Source organism: Marinobacter oulmenensis, assembly GCF_014201735.1.
GTDB classification, from domain to species: Bacteria; Pseudomonadota; Gammaproteobacteria; order Pseudomonadales; family Oleiphilaceae; genus Marinobacter; species Marinobacter oulmenensis.
On the sequence record NZ_JACHFE010000007.1, the window covers coordinates 151,744 to 166,812 of the forward strand.

Annotated in this window: 29 protein-coding genes; all 29 read right to left on the reverse strand. The window is 55.6% G+C overall.

What is annotated here, in order from left to right; translation table 11 throughout:
- Positions 1–65 precede the first annotated feature (65 nt).
- The 29 genes from rplQ to tuf all read right to left on the reverse strand — a co-directional run bounded on the left by rplQ (position 66) and on the right by tuf (position 15,069).
- Positions 66–464: a 50S ribosomal protein L17 gene (gene rplQ, locus HNR38_RS13775; protein ID WP_183705279.1), complete on the reverse strand. Its 399-nt coding sequence runs from the start codon at positions 462–464 to the stop codon at positions 66–68.
- A 33-nt stretch (positions 465–497) separates the two neighbouring features.
- The gene (locus tag HNR38_RS13780) at positions 498–1,502 is read right to left on the reverse strand and encodes a DNA-directed RNA polymerase subunit alpha (protein WP_183705281.1); all 1,005 of its coding nucleotides are present in this window, start codon (positions 1,500–1,502) and stop codon (positions 498–500) included.
- A 35-nt stretch (positions 1,503–1,537) separates the two neighbouring features.
- Positions 1,538–2,158, reverse strand: a complete 621-nt coding sequence (rpsD, locus tag HNR38_RS13785) for a 30S ribosomal protein S4 (protein ID WP_183705290.1) — start codon at positions 2,156–2,158, stop codon at positions 1,538–1,540.
- 18 nt (positions 2,159–2,176) lie between these two features.
- A complete protein-coding gene (gene rpsK, locus HNR38_RS13790) occupies positions 2,177–2,566 on the reverse strand; it encodes a 30S ribosomal protein S11 (RefSeq protein WP_007153992.1) in 390 nt (129 codons plus the stop codon).
- A gap of 13 nt (positions 2,567–2,579) precedes the next feature.
- Entirely contained in the window at positions 2,580–2,936 is a 357-nt protein-coding gene (rpsM, locus tag HNR38_RS13795) for a 30S ribosomal protein S13 (RefSeq protein ID WP_183705292.1), read from the reverse strand.
- Positions 2,937–3,077: 141 nt separating this feature from the next.
- Positions 3,078–3,191: a 50S ribosomal protein L36 gene (rpmJ, locus tag HNR38_RS13800; RefSeq protein WP_111498293.1), complete on the reverse strand. Its 114-nt coding sequence runs from the start codon at positions 3,189–3,191 to the stop codon at positions 3,078–3,080.
- 30 nt (positions 3,192–3,221) lie between these two features.
- Positions 3,222–4,544 carry a preprotein translocase subunit SecY gene (gene secY, locus HNR38_RS13805; RefSeq protein WP_183705294.1) on the reverse strand — a complete coding sequence of 441 codons (1,323 nt, stop codon included), beginning with the start codon at positions 4,542–4,544 and terminating at the stop codon, positions 3,222–3,224.
- Between the two features lie 17 nt (positions 4,545–4,561).
- Complete coding sequence (gene rplO / locus HNR38_RS13810) at positions 4,562–4,996, reverse strand: 50S ribosomal protein L15 (RefSeq protein ID WP_183705296.1); 435 nt, start codon at positions 4,994–4,996, stop codon at positions 4,562–4,564.
- 1 nt (position 4,997) lies between these two features.
- The gene (rpmD, locus tag HNR38_RS13815) at positions 4,998–5,186 is read right to left on the reverse strand and encodes a 50S ribosomal protein L30 (protein WP_183705298.1); all 189 of its coding nucleotides are present in this window, start codon (positions 5,184–5,186) and stop codon (positions 4,998–5,000) included.
- 4 nt (positions 5,187–5,190) lie between these two features.
- Complete coding sequence (gene rpsE / locus HNR38_RS13820; protein WP_183705300.1) at positions 5,191–5,691, reverse strand: 30S ribosomal protein S5; 501 nt, start codon at positions 5,689–5,691, stop codon at positions 5,191–5,193.
- Positions 5,692–5,703: 12 nt separating this feature from the next.
- On the reverse strand, positions 5,704–6,051 hold the full coding sequence (rplR, locus tag HNR38_RS13825) for a 50S ribosomal protein L18 (RefSeq protein WP_183705302.1): 348 nt from the start codon (positions 6,049–6,051) through the stop codon (positions 5,704–5,706).
- Positions 6,052–6,060: 9 nt separating this feature from the next.
- On the reverse strand, positions 6,061–6,594 hold the full coding sequence (gene rplF / locus HNR38_RS13830) for a 50S ribosomal protein L6 (RefSeq protein ID WP_183705305.1): 534 nt from the start codon (positions 6,592–6,594) through the stop codon (positions 6,061–6,063).
- 9 nt (positions 6,595–6,603) lie between these two features.
- Positions 6,604–6,996, reverse strand: a complete 393-nt coding sequence (gene rpsH, locus HNR38_RS13835) for a 30S ribosomal protein S8 (RefSeq protein WP_183705307.1) — start codon at positions 6,994–6,996, stop codon at positions 6,604–6,606.
- An 88-nt stretch (positions 6,997–7,084) separates the two neighbouring features.
- Entirely contained in the window at positions 7,085–7,390 is a 306-nt protein-coding gene (rpsN, locus tag HNR38_RS13840) for a 30S ribosomal protein S14 (protein ID WP_183705309.1), read from the reverse strand.
- A gap of 12 nt (positions 7,391–7,402) precedes the next feature.
- The gene (gene rplE / locus HNR38_RS13845) at positions 7,403–7,942 is read right to left on the reverse strand and encodes a 50S ribosomal protein L5 (protein WP_183705311.1); all 540 of its coding nucleotides are present in this window, start codon (positions 7,940–7,942) and stop codon (positions 7,403–7,405) included.
- Positions 7,943–7,957: 15 nt separating this feature from the next.
- Positions 7,958–8,278, reverse strand: coding sequence for a 50S ribosomal protein L24 (rplX, locus tag HNR38_RS13850; RefSeq protein ID WP_183705313.1), 321 nt, complete (start codon positions 8,276–8,278; stop codon positions 7,958–7,960).
- A 16-nt stretch (positions 8,279–8,294) separates the two neighbouring features.
- Positions 8,295–8,663 (reverse strand): 50S ribosomal protein L14, encoded by a 369-nt coding sequence (rplN, locus tag HNR38_RS13855; protein WP_183705315.1) that lies wholly within the window; start codon positions 8,661–8,663, stop codon positions 8,295–8,297.
- Positions 8,664–8,681: 18 nt separating this feature from the next.
- Positions 8,682–8,948, reverse strand: coding sequence for a 30S ribosomal protein S17 (gene rpsQ / locus HNR38_RS13860; protein WP_183705317.1), 267 nt, complete (start codon positions 8,946–8,948; stop codon positions 8,682–8,684).
- Between the two features lies 1 nt (position 8,949).
- Positions 8,950–9,141, reverse strand: coding sequence for a 50S ribosomal protein L29 (gene rpmC / locus HNR38_RS13865; RefSeq protein WP_183705397.1), 192 nt, complete (start codon positions 9,139–9,141; stop codon positions 8,950–8,952).
- Positions 9,141–9,554 carry a 50S ribosomal protein L16 gene (gene rplP / locus HNR38_RS13870; protein WP_183705319.1) on the reverse strand — a complete coding sequence of 138 codons (414 nt, stop codon included), beginning with the start codon at positions 9,552–9,554 and terminating at the stop codon, positions 9,141–9,143. Before rplP ends, rpmC begins: the two co-directional genes overlap by 1 nt.
- Positions 9,555–9,566: 12 nt before the next feature.
- A complete protein-coding gene (gene rpsC / locus HNR38_RS13875; protein ID WP_183705321.1) occupies positions 9,567–10,250 on the reverse strand; it encodes a 30S ribosomal protein S3 in 684 nt (227 codons plus the stop codon).
- An 11-nt stretch (positions 10,251–10,261) separates the two neighbouring features.
- On the reverse strand, positions 10,262–10,594 hold the full coding sequence (gene rplV / locus HNR38_RS13880; RefSeq protein ID WP_183705323.1) for a 50S ribosomal protein L22: 333 nt from the start codon (positions 10,592–10,594) through the stop codon (positions 10,262–10,264).
- A gap of 16 nt (positions 10,595–10,610) precedes the next feature.
- Positions 10,611–10,886, reverse strand: coding sequence for a 30S ribosomal protein S19 (gene rpsS, locus HNR38_RS13885; RefSeq protein ID WP_183705325.1), 276 nt, complete (start codon positions 10,884–10,886; stop codon positions 10,611–10,613).
- Positions 10,887–10,910: 24 nt separating this feature from the next.
- Positions 10,911–11,738 (reverse strand): 50S ribosomal protein L2, encoded by an 828-nt coding sequence (gene rplB / locus HNR38_RS13890; RefSeq protein WP_183705327.1) that lies wholly within the window; start codon positions 11,736–11,738, stop codon positions 10,911–10,913.
- Between the two features lie 17 nt (positions 11,739–11,755).
- Positions 11,756–12,049, reverse strand: a complete 294-nt coding sequence (rplW, locus tag HNR38_RS13895) for a 50S ribosomal protein L23 (RefSeq protein WP_183705329.1) — start codon at positions 12,047–12,049, stop codon at positions 11,756–11,758.
- Positions 12,046–12,651 carry a 50S ribosomal protein L4 gene (rplD, locus tag HNR38_RS13900; protein ID WP_183705331.1) on the reverse strand — a complete coding sequence of 202 codons (606 nt, stop codon included), beginning with the start codon at positions 12,649–12,651 and terminating at the stop codon, positions 12,046–12,048. The genes rplW and rplD overlap by 4 nt, the downstream gene beginning before the upstream one ends.
- A gap of 11 nt (positions 12,652–12,662) precedes the next feature.
- On the reverse strand, positions 12,663–13,301 hold the full coding sequence (gene rplC, locus HNR38_RS13905; protein WP_183705333.1) for a 50S ribosomal protein L3: 639 nt from the start codon (positions 13,299–13,301) through the stop codon (positions 12,663–12,665).
- 75 nt (positions 13,302–13,376) lie between these two features.
- Positions 13,377–13,688, reverse strand: a complete 312-nt coding sequence (gene rpsJ, locus HNR38_RS13910) for a 30S ribosomal protein S10 (protein WP_183705335.1) — start codon at positions 13,686–13,688, stop codon at positions 13,377–13,379.
- A 184-nt stretch (positions 13,689–13,872) separates the two neighbouring features.
- Positions 13,873–15,069: an elongation factor Tu gene (gene tuf / locus HNR38_RS13915; RefSeq protein WP_183705337.1), complete on the reverse strand. Its 1,197-nt coding sequence runs from the start codon at positions 15,067–15,069 to the stop codon at positions 13,873–13,875.

Consider the following 15,069-nt stretch of genomic DNA (forward strand, 5'->3'; position numbering starts at 1 on the left):
AACAGCCATAAAAAAAGCCGGGAACCTCGCGGAACCCGGCTTCTCTGGGACTTCAGACGCTGGAATTAATCCTCGTCTTCGTCCACCTCTTCAGCTTCGATGTCCAGAGGACGACCGACCAGCTCAACAAACGCCATAGGCGCATTGTCGCCGGCACGGAAGCCGCACTTCAGGATACGAAGATAACCGCCCGGGCGCTCGCTGTAACGGGGGCCCAGCTCATCAAAGAGCTTGGCAACCGCTGCGTCGTTACGCAGACGAGAAAATGCCAGACGACGATTCGCTACCGAATCTTGTTTTGCGAGGGTGATCAAAGGCTCGGCTACCCGACGAAGCTCTTTGGCTTTCGGAAGCGTTGTCTTGATCAGCTCGTGCTCAACCAGTGACGCAGTCATGTTACGGAACATGGCCTTGCGATGCGCACTGGTCCTGCTGAACTTACGACCACTCTTACGATGACGCATTGCTCTGATTCCTTACCTTAAACTAATCGGCGATTAACCGCCCAGAACCCGGTCGTCGCCACGAAGGCTTGCCGGCGGCCAGTTATCAAGACGCATACCCAGTGACAGACCACGGGACGCCAGAACGTCCTTGATCTCGGTCAGCGACTTTTTGCCAAGATTAGGCGTCTTCAGCAGCTCCACTTCTGTGCGCTGGATCAGATCGCCGATATAGTAAATGTTTTCAGCCTTCAAGCAGTTAGCTGAGCGTACTGTGAGTTCCAGATCGTCGACCGGACGCAGCAGAATCGGATCAATCTCTTCCTCTTCCTCGACACGTTCCGGCTCTTTCTCATGATCGAAATCCACGAACACGGCAAGCTGCTGCTGGAGAATGGTGGCGGCCCGGCGAATCGCTTCTTCCGGATCGATGGTGCCATTGGTCTCCAGATCAATCACCAGCTTGTCCAGGTCTGTACGCTGCTCAACCCGTGCGCTTTCAACGGCGTAAGCCACGCGGCGTACCGGGCTGAATGTGGCGTCCAGCTGCAAGCGTCCGATGGCACGAGTTTCATCCTCGTCCAGACCGCGCTGGTCGGCAGGCTCGTAGCCACGACCGCGAACCACACGCAGACGCATGTTGACTTCACCGCCCTCACTGAGGTGGCAGATCACATGATCCGGGTTCGCAATCTCAACATCGTGGTCCAGCTGGATGTCTCCAGCAGTCACGACGCCCGGTCCCTTTTTGCTGAGCGAAAGCTCGGCATCATCATGACCGGACATTTTTACGGCAACGCCCTTGAGATTCAGCAGAATCTCGATGACGTCTTCCTGGACACCTTCAATGGCGCTGTATTCGTGCAGGACTCCATCAATCTGGGCTTCAGTGATGGCGCAGCCCGGCATCGAAGACAGGAGAATACGACGCAGTGCGCTACCCAGGGTATGACCAAAGCCCCTTTCAAGCGGCTCCAGAGTGACCTTGGCGCGCGTGGCGCTGGATTCTTTCACGTCAATGGTACGAGGTGTCAATAACTCTTGTACTGAACGCTGCATAGACGCCCCTATCTGCTATCGTTGCTAACTGGGCTTTACTTGGAGTAAAGCTCGACGATGAGGTTCTCGTTGATGTCGGCAGGCAGCTCAGTACGCTCCGGCACTGACTTGTAAACGCCAGACATCTTGTTGGCGTCGACCTCTACCCAGCTCACCGGCGCACGGCTTGAAGCCAGATCCAGAGCGCCTTTTACGCGCAGCTGGTTTTTGGCCTTTTCACGCACGCTCACGACGTCTCCCGGCTTGACCTGGTAAGACGGGATGTTCACCGACTTATCGTTTACCAGGATGGCTTTGTGGGAAACCAGCTGACGGGCTTCTGCACGGGTAGAACCAAAGCCCATGCGATACACAACGTTGTCCAGACGGCCTTCCAGAAGCTGCAGCAGGTTTTCGCCTGTTGCGCCCTTGCGACGGGCCGCCTCTTTGTAATAACCACGGAACTGTTTCTCGAGAACGCCGTAGATACGACGAACTTTCTGTTTTTCACGAAGCTGTACGCCGTACTCGGACAGACGACCGCGACGCGCGCCGTGCATACCCGGCGGAGTCTCGATGTTGCACTTGGAATCGAGCGCGCGAACGCCGCTCTTCAGAAAAAGATCTGTCCCTTCACGACGAGACAGCTTGCACTTCGGGCCTATATAACGAGCCATATTTCACTGTCTCCTGTGTTAGACGCGGCGCTTCTTGGGCGGACGGCAGCCGTTATGGGGAATCGGCGTCACATCGGTGATGTTGGTGATCTTGTAGCCGCACGCATTCAGCGCACGAACTGCAGATTCACGTCCGGGCCCAGGACCCTTAACCTCTACGTCCAGGTTTTTAAGGCCGTATTCAGCAGCCGCATTACCGGCTCTTTCAGCTGCTACCTGCGCAGCAAAAGGTGTGCTCTTACGTGAACCGCGGAAGCCGGAACCACCAGAAGTGGCCCAGGACAGGACGTTGCCCTGACGGTCCGAAATGGTCACGATAGTGTTGTTGAAGGACGCGTGAATGTGCGCGACGCCATCAACAACCGTCTTTTTCACCTTTTTACGGGTACGTGTACCTGGCTTTGCCATGTTTGCCTACCTGTTACTTGCGAATCGGTTTGCGAGGACCTTTCCGGGTGCGGGCGTTGGTCTTTGTGCGCTGGCCACGGACCGGAAGGCCATGACGGTGACGCAGACCACGGAAGCAACCGAGATCCTTCAAACGCTTGATGTTCATCTGTACTTCACGACGCAGATCGCCTTCGACGGTGAACTTGCCCACTTCGGTACGAAGGGATTCAAGCTGATCGTCGCTAAGGTCTTTAACCTTGACGTCCGGCTTAACGCCGGTTGCATCGCAAAGCTTCTGGGCTGTTGTCTTGCCGATACCAAAGATGTAGGTCAGCGAGATAACAGCATGTTTGTTGTCGGGTATATTGACACCGGCTATACGTGCCATCCAAATTACTCCGCGTTCAAAGCTTTGCTGTGTGAATTTTCCGCCACAAAAAGGGCGCGAAATAATAGCGCCTGACCCGCCAGCGAGTCAAGCGCCATCATTCCGAACCCCAATTGCAATGTCAGTACTGATTCCTGGGAATCAGCCCTGGCGCTGCTTGTGACGAGGCTCCGTGCAAATGACCCGGATTGAGCCATTGCGACGAATTACTTTGCAGTTACGGCAAATTTTCTTTACCGAAGCGCGTACTTTCATTGTCGACTCCAGTTTTTCCGGGGAACGGGATTAACCGTTCCGTCCATAGCCCTTGAGATTGGACTTCTTCATCAGTGATTCGTACTGATGAGACATCAGGTGCGACTGAACCTGAGCCATAAAGTCCATCACGACGACTACAACAATCAGCAGTGAGGTGCCACCCAGATAGAAAGGCACATTACCTGCCACCATCAGAAACTGAGGGAACAGGGACACTGCTGCAATATACATAGCCCCGAACAACGTCAGACGGGTCAGCACACCATCGATGTACTTGGCTGTCTGCTCTCCCGGACGAATGCCAGGGATGAACGCGCCGGAACGCTTGAGGTTATCCGCAACTTCCTTGGGGTTGTACATCAGGGCCGTGTAGAAGTAGCAGAAGAACACGACTGCTGCTGCGAACAGGATGATATACAACGGCTGGCTGGGCGCCAACGCCTGGGAGACATCGCTGAGCCATTCCATGCCTTCACCCTGGCCAAACCACTGACCCAGCGACGCCGGGAACAGCAGGATGGAGGAGGCAAAGATCGGCGGAATAACGCCAGCCATGTTCACCTTCAGCGGCAGGTGGCTGGACTGCTGGGCAAAAACCCGGCGGCCCTGCTGCCGCTTGGCGTAGTTGATGGTCAGGCGGCGCTGGCCGCGCTCCATAAACACCACAAAGCCAACCACGGCGATCGCCAGGACGCCAATCCCCAGCACCACCAGCAGGCTCATCTCGCCATTGCGGGCCTGCTCGAGGGTCTGGCCAATCGCACCGGGCAGACCAGCAACGATACCTGCAAAGATCAACAGCGAAATACCGTTACCGATACCGCGCTCGGTGATCTGCTCACCCAGCCACATCATGAAGACGGCACCACAAACAAAAGACACAACCGCCACAAAGTGGAAGCTGAAGCTGTCGTTAAAGGTTACGCCCTGGGACGCCAGCCCCATGGAAATACCAAAGCCCTGAACCAGGGCCAGGATAACCGTACCATAGCGCGTATACTGGCTGATTTTACGACGACCAGCCTCGCCCTCTTTCTTCAGTTGCTCAAGCTGCGGACTGACCGCAGTCATGAGCTGCATGATAATCGAGGCCGAGATATACGGCATGATACCGAGTGCGAAGATACTCATGCGCTCAAGCGCACCACCGGAGAACATGTTGAACAGACTCAGGATCGTACCCTGGTTCTGATCAAACAATGCCGCCAAACGGTCGGGGTTAACCCCCGGCACCGGAATGTGGGCACCGATCCGGTACACCAACAATGCCAGGAAGACAAACCAGAGCCGCGACCGCAGCTCTGCAAATCCTTTTCCGGCGCCCGCAGGCAATGATGCTGTCTTGGCCATTTAGTCCTCGACTCGCCTTAGTCTTCGACTTTGCCACCCGCGGCAATGATTGCCTCGCGTGCGCCCTTGGTAACCCGAAGGCCTTGAACGGTTACTGCACGGTCGATTTCGCCGGACAGGATAACCTTGGCTTCGCGGATTTCGTCGCTGACGATATCGGCACGCTTCAGCGCGTCGAGATCTGCAACATCACCGTCTACCTTGGCCAGCTCGTTCAGGCGGATTTCCGCGAAGTAACGCTGCTGACGGGAAGTGAAGCCGTACTTCGGAAGACGACGTGCCAGAGGCATCTGACCGCCTTCAAAACCGCGCGCTACGGTACCGCCGGAGCGTGACTTCAGACCCTTGTGACCACGGCCGCCGGTCTTGCCGAGGCCGCTACCGATACCACGACCGACACGCTTGGCGTCAGGACGTGAACCGGGTTCCGGAGCAAGTTCGTTCAGACGCATCTCAGTTCTCCTCAACCCGAACCAGGTAATTTACCCGGTTGATCATGCCGCGAACGGAAGGTGTATCCTCCAGCTCAACGGTATGACCGATTTTACGAAGACCCAGGCCCTGTACACACAGCTTGTGCTTGGGCTGACAGCCAATCGGGCTGCGGGTCAGAGTTACTTTGATCGTTTTTGCATTCGCCATGACATCAACCCAGAATCTCTTCCACGGTCTTACCGCGCTTGGCCGCAACATCTTCAGGCGCTTTCATAGCCTGCAGACCCTTGATGGTGGAACGTACTACGTTCACCGGATTGGTGGAGCCGTAGCACTTGGACAGTACGTTCTGTACGCCCGCCACCTCGAGAACGGCACGCATGGCGCCGCCGGCGATAACACCGGTACCTTCGGATGCCGGCTGCATATAGACCTTGGAGCCACCATGCTGAGCCTTCACCGGGTACTGGAGCGTGTTGCCGTCGAGAGCAACATCCACCATGTTTTTGCGAGCAGCTTCCATGGCTTTCTGGATGGCAACCGGCACTTCCCGGGCCTTACCACGACCGAAACCAACCCGGCCTTTACCATCACCGACAACAGTCAGTGCGGTGAAGGCAAAAATACGGCCGCCTTTAACAACCTTGGCAACCCGATTGACCTGAACCAGCCTTTCCTGGAGCTCAGGCGCCTTCTGTTCGTTAACGCTCATCTTCTCCACCTCTTAGAATTGCAAGCCAGCTTCACGGGCTGCGTCGGCCAGAGCCTGTACGCGACCGTGATAACGGTAACCTGAGCGGTCAAAAGCGACCTTCTCAATGCCCGCTGCCTTGGCACGCTCAGCGATCAGCTGACCGACCTTTTTGGCAGCATCCACGTTACCTGTCGCACCCTGGCGCAGATCCTTGTCCAACGTGGAGGCAGACGCCAGAACCTGGCTGCCGTCTGCAGTAGTGACCTGGGCGTACATATGACGCGGAGTACGGTGAACGCACAGACGGTCAGTACCCAGCTCACGAATCTTCATGCGCACCTTACGTGCGCGCCGCAGTCTTTCGTTATTCGCGCTCATAGTCCCGCCTTATTTCTTCTTGGCTTCTTTGCGTCTTACCTGCTCTTCCGCATAACGCACACCCTTGCCTTTATAAGGCTCGGGCGGACGGTAAGCGCGGATCTCAGCAGCGACCTGGCCAACCTGTTGCTTGTCGATACCGCGAACGACCACTTCGGTATTGGAAGGGGTTTCAGCGGTAACACCCTCGGGCAGCTCATACTCGACCGGGTGGGAAAAACCCAGAGTCAGATTGAGCTTCTTGCCTTGCGCCTGGGCACGGTAACCAACGCCCGTGAGCACAAGCTTGCGCTCCCAGCCCGTGGATACACCGGTAACCATGTTATTGACCAACGCACGGGTAGTACCGGCAAGCGCGCGGGACTTTTTGGCACCATCACGGGGAGCGAAGCGCAGAACGTTTTCTTCCTGCGACACTTCCACCGCCTGGTGGATGTTGAATTGAAGCGCACCTTTGGAGCCCTTCACATTGATTTCCTGTCCGTTCAGCTTGACCTCAACACCGGAAGGCAGCACGACAGGATTATTGGCAACCCTGGACATGAGTATCTCCTAAAATACGGTGCAGATGACTTCGCCACCCACGCCTGCAGCTTTTGCGGCGCGGTCTGTCATAACGCCCTTGGACGTAGAGACAATTGCGACTCCCAGACCACCGGCAACCTTCGGCATCTCACCTGCGCCACGGTATTGACGCAGACTCGGACGACTGGCCCGCTGAATTTCCTCGATAACGGGTTTGCCACCGAAGTACTTCAGGGTAATGGTCAGCTGAGGCTTCGCATCGGCTGAAACGGAAAATTCCTCGACGTAACCTTCGTCCTTCAGGACCTGGGCTACGGAGACCTTCATTTTTGATGACGGCATCGTGACGTCTGCCTTTGATGCCATCTGGGCATTACGGATACGGGTAATCATATCCGCAAGCGTGTCTTGCATACTCATTGGTATGAGGCTCCTGATCTTTTTAGTTGTGCAGCGGCTTGCCGCACCGCTTACCAACAGGCACCTGACCGGGGCCAGGCAGCCTATCTTACCAGCTGGACTTGGTCAGGCCCGGAACGTCACCGCGCATGCCGTATTCACGGAGCTTGATCCGTGACAGCTCGAACTTGCGCAGAACGCCATGCGGACGACCAGTTACCTGGCAACGATTCCGAAGACGGGCCGGGCTCGCGTTACGAGGAAGCTGTTGCAGCTTCATCTGCGCGTCCCAACGTTCTTCGTCGCTGGTATTCGTGTTTTTGATAATTGCCTTGAGCTCAGCGCGCTTGGCCGCATACTTCGCAACCGTCTTTTCACGCTTGAGCTCACGCTGCTTCATGGAAACCTTCGCCATGTCACTCGTCCCTTATTTCTTGAACGGAAAGCCAAAGGCTTTCAGAAGTTCGCGACCTTCGTCGTCGGTACCGGCAGAGGTGGTGATGGTGATATCCAGGCCACGGACCTTGTCTACTTTGTCGTAGTCAATTTCCGGGAAGATGATCTGCTCACGCACGCCCATGCTGTAGTTACCGCGACCATCGAAGGATTTCGGGTTCAGACCACGGAAGTCACGAATGCGGGGTACCGCAATGTGAACCAGGCGATCAAAGAAATCCCACATGCGCTCGCCACGCAGGGTCACTTTACAGCCAATCGGCCAACCTTCACGGATTTTGAAACCCGCGACGGATTTGCGAGCCTTGGTGATAACCGGCTTCTGTCCGGCCAGGCGTTCAAGATCCGCCATAGCGCTTTCAATCAGCTTTTTGTCACCAACGGCTTCGCCGACACCCATGTTCAGGGTGATTTTCTCGATCCGCGGTACCTCCATGGAGTTCCTGTAGCTGAACTCCTTCTGAAGGGCAGGCACCACTTCTTGTGTGTATTGCTCTTTACTGTTAAGCATCGTAACCACCACCACTTACTGGTTATCGACGGCTTCGTCCGTGGACCTGAAAATCCGCACTTTGCTGCCGTCTTCCTTTACCTGGAAGCCGACACGATCGGCTTTGCCGGTCTGCGGATTGAAAATAGCCACGTTGGAAACCTGAATAGGTGCTTCTTTCTCGACGATACCACCCGGGGTGCCGAGCATCGGGTTAGGCTTGGTGTGCTTCTTGATCATGTTGATACCAGAAACAATCACACGGCCATCGTCCTGAACCTTCAGGACTTTACCACGTTTACCCTTGTCTTTCCCGGTGGTGACGATTACTTCGTCATCGCGTTTAATCTTTTTCATAACCGGCCTCTGGTCCTTAAAGTACTTCGGGTGCCAGTGAGATAATCTTCATGAACTTCTCGTTCCGCAGCTCACGGGTAACCGGTCCGAAGATACGGGTACCAATGGGTGCGTCCTGATTGTTCAGCAGCACGGCAGCGTTGCCGTCAAAACGGATCAGTGAACCGTCGGGACGACGAACACCCTTGCGGGTGCGTACCACGACAGCCTTCAGGACCTGGCCTTTCTTCACCTTGCCGCGGGGGATGGCTTCCTTGACGGTCACCTTGATGATATCCCCAACTTTGGCATAACGCCGGTGCGAACCGCCCAGGACCTTGATGCACTGAACCTGCCGTGCACCACTGTTATCCGCGACTTCAAGCATTGTTTGAGTCTGAATCATGGTTGTTCTCCGGGCGAATTACACCTTAGATGCAGTTTCGGTGACTTCCACCAGGGCCCAGCTCTTGGTCTTCGAGACCGGACGGGTTTCCTGAATGGTAACTGTGTCGCCTACGTTGCACTGGTTGCTTTCATCGTGTGCATGAATCTTGGTGGAGCGCTTCATGTACTTACCGTACAGAGGATGTTGCACCTGACGCTCTACCAGGACCACGATGGACTTGTCCATCTTGTTGCTCACGACCTTGCCGCTCAGAGTTCTGGCAGTTTGGGTAGCTTCGGTCATGTTACTGTCCTGCCTTTTCGTTCAATACCGTTTTCACGCGCGCAATGTCGCGCTTCACCTTGCCGAGGAGGTGAGACTGATTGAGCTGACCTGTCGCCTTACGCATGCGCAGGTTGAACTGCTCCTTCAGGAGGTCGATCAGCTCCTTGTTCAGCTCCTCGACTGATTTGTCACGCAGCTCTGTTGCTTTCATCACATCACCGTCCTCGTTACGAAGGTGGTTTGAACCGGCAGTTTGGCCGCAGCGAGAGTGAAGGCTTCGCGTGCTACGTCTTCAGCAACGCCTTCCATCTCATAGAGCATACGGCCGGGCTCGATTTCAGCCACCCAATACTCGACAGAACCTTTACCTTTACCCATCCGCACTTCCAGGGGCTTGCCGGTAATCGGCTTATCCGGAAATACGCGGATCCAGATTTTACCGCCACGCTTGATGCGACGGTTCATGGTACGACGAGCAGCCTCAATCTGGCGCGCAGTTATACGCCCGCGGGTTGTCGCCTTCAATCCGTATTCACCGAAGCTCACCTTGTTGGCGCGGTGAGCAAGACCGGTGTTACGCCCTTTCATTACCTTGCGGAATTTGGTGCGTTTTGGTTGCAGCATAAGAGTGCCCCTTTACTTAGAACCTTTCTTCCCAGAGGCTTTCTTGTCAGCACGGACCTGCTCCATACCACCAAGAATCTCACCTTTGAAGATCCATACCTTTACGCCGATGATGCCGTACGTGGTCTGCGCTTCGTAGGTTGAGTAATCGATGTCTGCACGCAGTGTGTGCAGCGGAACTCGACCCTCACGATACCACTCGGAACGGGCGATTTCGGCGCCCCCAAGACGGCCGCCTACCTGAATCTTGATACCCTTGGCGCCCTGACGCATAGCGTTCTGTACCGCACGCTTCATCGCGCGACGGAACATCACACGACGCTCCAGCTGACCAGCCACGTTCTGTGCAACGAGGCGAGCATCCAGATCCGGTTTGCGGACCTCTTCGATGTTGATATGCACAGGTACACCCATCATTTCGGTGACCTCGCGACGCAGGCGATCAACATCCTCACCCTTTTTACCGATAACGATACCGGGACGGGCGGTATGGATCGTGATCCGGGCGTTCTGAGCCGGGCGTTCAATCACGATCTTGCTGACAGACGCCTTTTCGAGGCGCTTGTCCAGGAATTCGCGAACTTCAATATCGTTCAGAAGCTTGTTCGCGTAGTCCTTTTTCTCGGCGTACCAGACTGAGTTGTGCTCTTTGATCACACCCAGGCGGATGCCGGTTGGATTTACTTTATGACCCATCTGAGCATCTCCTACTTGTCGGCGACCTTGACGGTGATATGACAGGTGCGCTTGAAAATACGGTCAGCGCGCCCCTTGGCTCGAGCTTTGATTCGCTTGAGCGTTGGGCCCTCATCCACCATGACGGTGGAAACCCGCAGATCATCTACGTCCAGACCTTCGTTGTGCTCAGCGTTGGCAATGGCGGACTCAAGAGCTTTCTTGATCACAACCGATGCCTTCTTCGGGCTGAAAGTCAGAATGTTCAGGGCGTCCTCAACAGCCTTGCCGCGTACCTGGTCGGCGACAAGACGTGCTTTCTGAGCTGAGAGGCGAGCGCCCTTGTACTTGGCTGCTACTTCCATTTCTATTACCTCAGAATCAGCGTTTAGCTTTCTTGTCGGCCGCGTGGCCACGGAAAGTCCGCGTTGCCGCGAACTCACCCAGCTTATGTCCAACCATATCTTCGGTGACATAAACCGGCACGTGCTGCTTGCCGTTGTGGACTGCAATGGTCAGGCCTACCATCTCCGGAAATACCGTGGAACGACGGGACCAGGTCTTAATGGGCCGCTTGTCGTTGGATTCCAGAGCTGCCTCGACCTTCTTCAACAGATGCAGGTCTATAAAAGGACCTTTCTTCAAAGAACGTGGCACAGCAAATTACCTCTATGTAGTCGTTTACTTGGCCGAACGACGACGTACTATCATCTTGTCAGTACGCTTGTTCTTACGAGTTTTATGCCCTTTGGTCGGAACACCCCACGGAGTAACCGGGTGACGTCCGCCAGAGGTACGCCCTTCACCACCACCATGCGGGTGGTCAACTGGGTTCATAGCAACACCACGTACTGTTGGCCGTTTGCCGCGCCAACGTGATGCACCCGCTTTACCAAGTTGCTTGAGAGTGTGCTCGCTGTTGGACACTTCGCCCAACGTTGCGCGGCAGTCTACAAGCACCTTTCGCATTTCACCTGAACGCAGGCGGATGGTTGCATATGCACCTTCCCGAGCAACCAGCTGTACGGATGCGCCCGCGGAGCGAGCCAGCTGGGCACCTTTGCCAGGCTTGAGTTCGACGCAGTGGATCACGGAACCGACCGGAATGTTCCGGAGCGGCAGAGTGGAGCCCACTTTAATCGGTGCGTCGATACCGGAGCGCACAGGATCACCGATCTTCATTCCTTTGGGAGCGATAATGTAGCGACGCTCGCCATCGGAATACTTCAGCAGTGCGATGTGCGCAGAGCGGTTCGGATCATATTCCAGACGTTCAATAACGGCTGGAACACCATCTTTGGTCCGCTTGAAATCAATAACGCGGTAGTGCTGCTTGTGACCACCACCGACGTGACGGGTGGTAATGCGACCGAAATGGTTACGGCCACCCGACTTTTTCAGAGTTTCGACCAACGGCTGGTAGGGGCGCCCCTTGTGCAGATCCGAGTTGTAAAGCTTTACAACGTGGCGGCGTCCGGCAGATGTTGGTTTGGTTTTGATGATCGGCATTTTACGACCCCTTTACCTTATTCCACATCCATAAAATCGATGTCCTGACCTTCTGCCAGCTTGACATAAGCCTTACGAACGTCATCACGCTTGCCGAATCCGCGGATAGTGCGTTTGAGCTTACCCTTGCGGTTCAGAACCTGAACACCCTCTACGGTCACGTTGAACAGCTGCTCAACGGCCTTTTTGATCTCCGGCTTGGTTGCATCAGGTGCAACACGGAAGACCACCTGACCACGCTCTGCTGCCAGAGACGCTTTTTCTGATACGTGCGGCCCCAACAGGACCTTGTAAATACGTTCCTGATTCATCCCAGCATCTCCTCGATCTTCTTCAGCGCCGGAACGGTTACCACGACGTTCTCGTAGGCAACCAGGCTGACCGGATCCATGCCCGCAACGTCACGTACGTCAACGTGAGGAATATTGCGGGAAGCCAGGTGCAGATTCTGCTCAACGCTTTCAGACAGAATCAGCGCATTGGAAACGCCAATGTCCTTGAGCTTGGCATTGAAAGCCTTGGTCTTCGGGGAATCGACGGCAATGTCGTCCACGACAACCAGGCGCTCCTGACGCACCAGCTCTGAAAGAATGGACCGCATCGCTGCGCGGTACATCTTACGGTTAACCTTCTGCTCGAAATCACGGGGCTTGGCAGCGAATGTTACGCCACCGGCACGCCAGATCGGGCTACGGATGGTGCCGGCACGGGCACGACCAGTACCCTTCTGACGCCAGGGCTTCTTACCACCACCGCTGACTTCAGAGCGGGTCTTCTGGGCCTTGGTTCCCTGACGGCCACCCGCCAGATAGGCGGTAACGACCTGGTGAACCAGAGCCTCATTAAAATCTTTGGCGAACGCAGCTTCGGAAACCGAAATCCCCTTGCCGCTACCAGTAATTGTCAATTCCATCGCACCGCTCCTCAGGCTTTGACTGCAGGCTTGATGACAACGTCGCCGCCAGTTGCGCCGGGTACGGCACCACTTACCAGCAGCAAGTTGCGCTCGGCGTCAACACGGACGATCTTCAGGTTCTGCACGGTGACCTGTGCGTTACCCATCTGCCCGGCCATTTTCTTGCCCTTGAATACCTTACCCGGGGTCTGGTTCTGACCAATGGAACCCGGCGCACGGTGAGACAGGGAGTTACCGTGGGTAGCGTCCTGCATGTGGAAGTTCCAGCGCTTAACACCGCCCTGGAAGCCTTTACCCTTGGAGCGACCGGTGGCGTCAATCAGCTGGCCGTCTTCGAACACAGAGACGTTCAGCTCACCACCTGCCTGAAGGTCATCACCTTCGCCTTCGGCCAGACGAAATTCCCAGACACCACGACCAGCTTCAACGCCGGCTTTGGCAAAATGTCCGGACTCCGCCTTGGTGACGCGGGAGGAGCGACGAGAGCCAACGGTGACCTGAACGGCCCGATAGCCATCGCTTTCGAGAGTCTTCAGTTGGGTAATGCGGTTGGGCTCAACCTCAATTACCGTGACAGGCATCGCCTGCCCTTCATCCGTAAAAATACGGGTCATACCGGCCTTACGACCGACAATACCAATTGCCATGTTTCACCTCTTAAGTGTACGGGGCTTGCACCCTCTATGGCCTGTGACAGTTACACAGACTGATACCGGGCGGTATCAGCCGAGGCTGATCTGAACGTCTACACCTGCTGCCAGGTCTAGTTTCATCAGAGCATCCACTGTCTTTTCCGTCGGCTCAACAATGTCAAGCAAACGCTTGTGCGTGCGAATTTCATACTGATCACGCGCGTCTTTGTTGACGTGCGGAGAGATCAATACGGTGTACTTTTCCTTGCGCGTAGGCAGAGGAATAGGGCCACGCACCTGAGCGCCGGTCCGCTTGGCGGTCTCGACGATCTCTTGCGTGGACTGGTCGATCAGGCGGTAATCAAACGCCTTCAACCGAATTCGAATTTTTTGGCTTTGCATGATGCACCAAACTCCACTCGTAGCAGCTACTGTTTAGCCGGCCTTCAAAAAAAGGAGCCGCATTGTATGCAGAATACCCAACAGTGTCAACAACTATGCTGTCAACACGATTGGGCAGCCTTGCAAACTTGGATATAAAAAGGGGCTGCCAAGACAGCCCCTTTTTTTCGATCAGGCGAGATGATTACTCGATGATCTTGGATACCACGCCGGCACCCACGGTACGACCGCCTTCGCGAACCGCGAAGCGCAGGCCCTCTTCCATGGCGACAGGTACGATCAGGGTAACAGACATCTTAACGTTGTCACCCGGCATAACCATTTCCACGCCTTCCGGCAGTTCACAGGAACCGGTCACGTCAGTGGTCCGGAAGTAGAACTGCGGACGATAGCCCTTGAAGAACGGGGTGTGACGACCACCTTCTTCTTTGGACAGAACGTAAACCTCACCTTCGAACTTGGTGTGCGGGGTGATGGAGCCCGGCACTGCCAGCACCTGGCCACGCTCAACCTCGTCACGCTTGGTGCCACGCAGCAGCGCGCCGATGTTCTCGCCTGCACGACCTTCGTCGAGCATCTTGCGGAACATTTCAACACCAGTACAGGTGGTCTTCTGGGTGTCACGAATACCAACGATCTCGATTTCGTCGCCAGTCTTGATCACACCGCGCTCAACACGACCGGTCACAACAGTACCACGACCGGAGATGGAGAAGACGTCCTCGATCGGCATCAGGAACGGCTGGTCAATGGCACGCTCCGGCTCAGGGATGTAGTCGTCCAGGGCCTCTACCAGCTTCTTGACAGCGGTAGTACCCATTTCGTTGTCATCCTTGCCTTCCAGCGCCATCAGCGCGGAACCGGTGATGATCGGAGTGTCGTCACCCGGGAAGTCGTACTGGCTCAGCAGATCACGAACTTCCATTTCTACCAGCTCGAGCAGCTCTTCATCGTCAACCATGTCCGCTTTGTTCAGGAACACAACGATGAACGGTACGCCAACCTGACGGGACAGCAGGATGTGCTCGCGAGTCTGCGGCATGGGGCCGTCAGCTGCGGAACAAACCAGGATTGCGCCGTCCATCTGGGCCGCACCAGTGATCATGTTCTTCACATAGTCAGCGTGACCCGGGCAGTCTACGTGCGCGTAGTGACGAGTCGGGGAATCGTACTCAACGTGGGAAGTCGCGATGGTGATACCACGCGCTTTTTCTTCCGGTGCGTTATCGATCTGGTCAAACGCACTGGCGCTGCCACTGCCCCAGACTTCGTGACATACACGGGTCAGCGCCGCGGTCAGAGTGGTCTTGCCGTGGTCAACGTGACCAATGGTACCCACGTTTACGTGCGGTTTACTACGCTCAAATTTTTCTTTAGACAC